The 3,872-nt window shown below is 62.9% G+C and carries 5 protein-coding genes; all 5 read left to right on the top strand.

From position 1 onward, the window contains the following. On the top strand, positions 1–492 hold a 492-nt coding region (locus tag EOC06_RS34240), incomplete at its 5' end, for a UDP-3-O-(3-hydroxymyristoyl)glucosamine N-acyltransferase (protein ID WP_128309891.1). Next, positions 485–952: a 3-hydroxyacyl-ACP dehydratase FabZ gene (gene fabZ, locus EOC06_RS34235; RefSeq protein ID WP_127268627.1), complete on the top strand. Its 468-nt coding sequence runs from the start codon at positions 485–487 to the stop codon at positions 950–952. The genes EOC06_RS34240 and fabZ, both read left to right, overlap by 8 nt. 13 nt (positions 953–965) lie before the next feature. Continuing rightward, the gene (gene lpxA, locus EOC06_RS34230; protein WP_027161558.1) at positions 966–1,799 is read left to right on the top strand and encodes an acyl-ACP--UDP-N-acetylglucosamine O-acyltransferase; all 834 of its coding nucleotides are present in this window, start codon (positions 966–968) and stop codon (positions 1,797–1,799) included. Beyond that, positions 1,786–2,688, top strand: coding sequence for an LpxI family protein (locus tag EOC06_RS34225; protein ID WP_236383052.1), 903 nt, complete (start codon positions 1,786–1,788; stop codon positions 2,686–2,688). The genes lpxA and EOC06_RS34225 overlap by 14 nt, the downstream gene beginning before the upstream one ends. Then, positions 2,681–3,859, top strand: coding sequence for a lipid-A-disaccharide synthase (lpxB, locus tag EOC06_RS34220; RefSeq protein WP_128309890.1), 1,179 nt, complete (start codon positions 2,681–2,683; stop codon positions 3,857–3,859). The genes EOC06_RS34225 and lpxB overlap by 8 nt, the downstream gene beginning before the upstream one ends. Positions 3,860–3,872 lie beyond the last annotated feature (13 nt).

Raw genomic sequence — 3,872 nt, 5'->3', positions numbered from 1 at the left:
ATTCATGGCGGCGCGAGGATAGGCCAGGATGGTTTTGGGTTCGTCGGCGGGGCCAAGGGTCCAGAACGCGTGCCGCAGATCGGCCGTGTCGTTATTCAGGATGATGTCGAGATCGGCTCCAACACCACCGTCGATCGCGGCGCCATGTCCGATACGATCATCGGCCAGGGCACCAAGATCGACAATCTCGTGCAGATCGCCCATAACGTCCGCATCGGCCGCAATTGCATAATAGCCGGGCTTTCGGGTATTTCGGGTTCTGTGGTCGTGGGTGACAATGTCACCATGGGCGGCGGCGTCGGGCTTGCGGATCACCTGACCATAGGGACAGGGGCCAAGCTTGCCGCAAGAAGTGGATTTATGAGCAATGTCCCTGCAGGCGAGATCTGGGGCGGCTATCCGGCACAGCCGATGGCGGAAGCCATGCGGGAGATAGCCATGCTGCGCAAGCTCGCCAGGACCCGCAAACAGGGCGAGGGAGGCAATGGCTGACATGATCGCGTCGACGACGCTGGAGGCAGTCGACATTATGGGGCTGATGAAGCTCCTGCCGCACCGCTATCCGTTCCTGATGATCGATCGTATCGTCGACATCGATGGCGACGAATCCGCCGTCGGCATCAAGAACGTGACCATAAACGAGCCGCATTTTCAGGGCCATTTCCCTGAGCAGCCGGTCATGCCGGGTGTGCTCATCGTCGAGGCGATGGCGCAGACGGCCGGCGCCATCTGTATCCGCAGCCTGGGTACCGAAAAGCCGTCGCTGGTCTATTTCCTGACCATCGACAACGCCAAATTCCGCAAACCGGTGGTTCCCGGCGACCAGTTGAAGATCCATGTCAAGAAAATCAAGAAACGCGGCAACCTGCTCAAATTCGCTTGTGAAGCCATGGTCGACGGCGCCAAGGCGGCCGAGGCCGAGATTTCAGCCATGATGGTCACCAGCGACTGACGATCGAGTGCTTATGAAAATCAAGACATCCATTCATGCTTCCTCCATTGTCGAGGAAGGCGCCCAAATCGGCCAAGGTGTGCGCATCGGGCCGTTCTGCCATGTCGGTGCCGATGTGGTGATCGGCGACGACGTCGAACTGGTCAGTCATGTCTCGGTGATGGGCGCGACGTCGATCGGCGCCTCGACCAAGGTCTATCCGATGGCGACATTGGGCGCACCGCCGCAGAACACCAAGCACAAGGGCGGTCGCACCACCTTGGTCATCGGCAGGAACTGCACGATCCGCGAAGGCGTGACCATGCATCTCGGCACCGATTCCAGCCGCGGCGAGACGACGGTCGGCGACAATGGCAATTTCCTTGCCTACGCCCATATCGCCCATGATTGCGTCGTCGGCAACAATGCGACGTTCGCCAATGGCGCAACGCTGGGCGGCCACTGCGAGGTCGGCAACAATGTCTATATCGGCGGCCTGACCGCAGTGCATCAGTTTGTCCGCATCGGCGACAACGCCTTTCTCGGCGGCTGCTCCGCGATCGTCGGCGATGTCATCCCCTTTGCCATCGCGGTCGGCAACCGCGCCAGCCTACGCGGCCTCAACATCATCGGCCTCAAGCGCTCCGGCCTCCCGAGGTCCGAAATCCTTGTGTTGCGCAAGGCTTACAGGATGATCTTCGATCGTTCCCGCACCGTTGGCGAGAACATCGAATTCGCCAAGGCGGAGTTCGCGTCGTCGCCGACCGCCATGAAGATCATCGATTTCATCACCAGTCGCGGCAAGCGGCACTATGCTGTGCCGTCGCTCAAGGGCGGCGATGGCGACGATGTCGATGACGAAGACTGAGACAGCGGCTGCGCGTCTTGATCTTCCGCCGGGCTCCAGGGTCGGCATCATTGCCGGCGGCGGCAGTCTGCCGGTCGAAGTCGCGGCCGGTTCGGCTGAACAAGGTTATCCGCCCTTCGTCATCCTGATGGAAGGCGAGGTCGACCGCATCGCGGAACTCTCCCGATACGATCACGAAAGCCTCGCTCTGGAAGGTATAGGCTCGCTCGTCCCTTTGCTGCGGCGGCACCGGATCACCCATCTGGTGCTTGCAGGCGAGATCAAGCGCCGGCCGCGATTGCTTGCGCTGCGCCCCAGTCTCAGCCTGCTCGCGGTGATTCCTTTGGTCGTCATGGCGCTCGCGCGTGGCGACGATGGTCTTCTGAAGGTCTTGGCACGAGGCCTCGAAGCGCGCGGAGTAAAGGTCGTTGGCGCCCACGAAGTAGTGCCGAATCTTGTCGCCGCCGAAGGCGTGCTGACCAAGGCCGAACCGCGAAAATTGGACTGGCGCGATATTGAGGCAGGCCTTGCGGCAGCAAAGGCCATCGGGGCGCTGGATGTCGGCCAAGCGGCGATCGCGGTTGGCGGCCGGGCAATCGCGCTGGAAGGCATCGAAGGAACAGCCGGCCTGCTTGATCGTGCGAAGCTGCTGCGCGGCCACGGCCGTATTGCGGGCAAGACCCGCGGCGTCCTCGTCAAGTGCGCCAAGCCCGGTCAGGAACTGCGCGCCGATCTTCCATCCATCGGTCCGCAGACGGTCGAGGCAGCGCACGCGGCCGGACTCGCCGGCATTGCCGTCGAGGCGGGACGCTCGCTGATCCTCGAAGGTCCTGAAACCATCGCGCGCGCCAATGCACTCGGCCTGTTCGTCCTTGGCCTGCGTGCCGCCACGGAGCCGCGCAATGGCTGACAGGGCATTGAAGATCGCAATCGTTGCCGGAGAGGAGTCCGGCGACCTGCTCGGTGCCGACATAGTGCGCTCGCTCAGCCAGGCTGTGGGGCGCGAGGTGCAACTCGTCGGCCTCGGCGGCCGTCATTTGCAGGCGCTGGGACTGGTCTCGCCATTCGATGCCGGCGAGATCGCCCTCATGGGGTTCAGCGCCGTTCTGCGCGACCTGCCGCGCCTGATGCGGCGGATCAGCCAACTGGCCAAGACCGTTGCCGACGAAAAGCCGGACTGCATGGTCACCATCGACAGTCCGGACTTTTCGTTGCGCGTCGCCAAAAAGGTGCGTGCGGCCAACCCGTCGATTCCGATCATCCACTATGTCTGCCCGAGCGTGTGGGCGTGGCGGCCGGGCAGGGCGGTGGCGATGAAGCCCTATGTCGACCACATCCTCTGCATCCTGCCGTTCGAGGTCAAGGAGCTCGAGCGGCTCGGCGGGCCACCGGGCACCTATGTCGGGCATCGCCTGACCCACGATGCGGGTTTGCTGGCCGCAGCCAAGGCGCAGGAACTACCGCGCGACCTTTCTCCTGATCGCGTCAAGACCCTGCTCGTCCTGCCCGGTTCGCGGCGTGGCGAGGTACGGCGGCTGCTCGACCCGTTCGGCGAGACGGTGTCGATTCTGCGTGCGCGTGGCCACCGCCTGCGGCTGCTGCTGCCGACCGTTCCGCATGTCGCCGAGCTCGTCAAATCCTCCGTCAACCGCTGGGATGAAAAGCCTGAGATCATCGTCGATTCCCAGCGCAAATGGCAGGCTTTCGGCAAAGCCGATGCGGCGCTGATCGCGTCCGGGACGGTATCGCTGGAACTGGCGCTGGCCGGCGTGCCGATGATTTCCTGCTACAGGCTCGACCCGGTCGCGCGGGTCTTGGCGCCGTACCTCGTTTCCGTCTGGTCGGCGCTGCTGCCCAATCTGATATCGGATCGAGCGCTTATTCCGGAATTCTACGACGGCTACATCAAGCCGAACAATCTGGCCCGGCAATTGGAAGCCCTGTTCGCCGACAGCGGCATGCGCGCCTGGCAGAAGAATGGATTTGCAGAGATCACGCGGCGCATGGCGACGGATAGACCGTCCGGCGAGATCGCCGCGCAGGTGGTGATACGGTATATCAAGAGAGGGAATAGTCAGTAGGGAGTAGGGAAAT

It is taken from the genome of Mesorhizobium sp. M7A.F.Ca.MR.362.00.0.0, from assembly GCF_004023175.1.
GTDB lineage: Bacteria > Pseudomonadota > Alphaproteobacteria > Rhizobiales > Rhizobiaceae > Mesorhizobium.
This window is presented reverse-complemented; position numbering and strand designations above follow the sequence as displayed.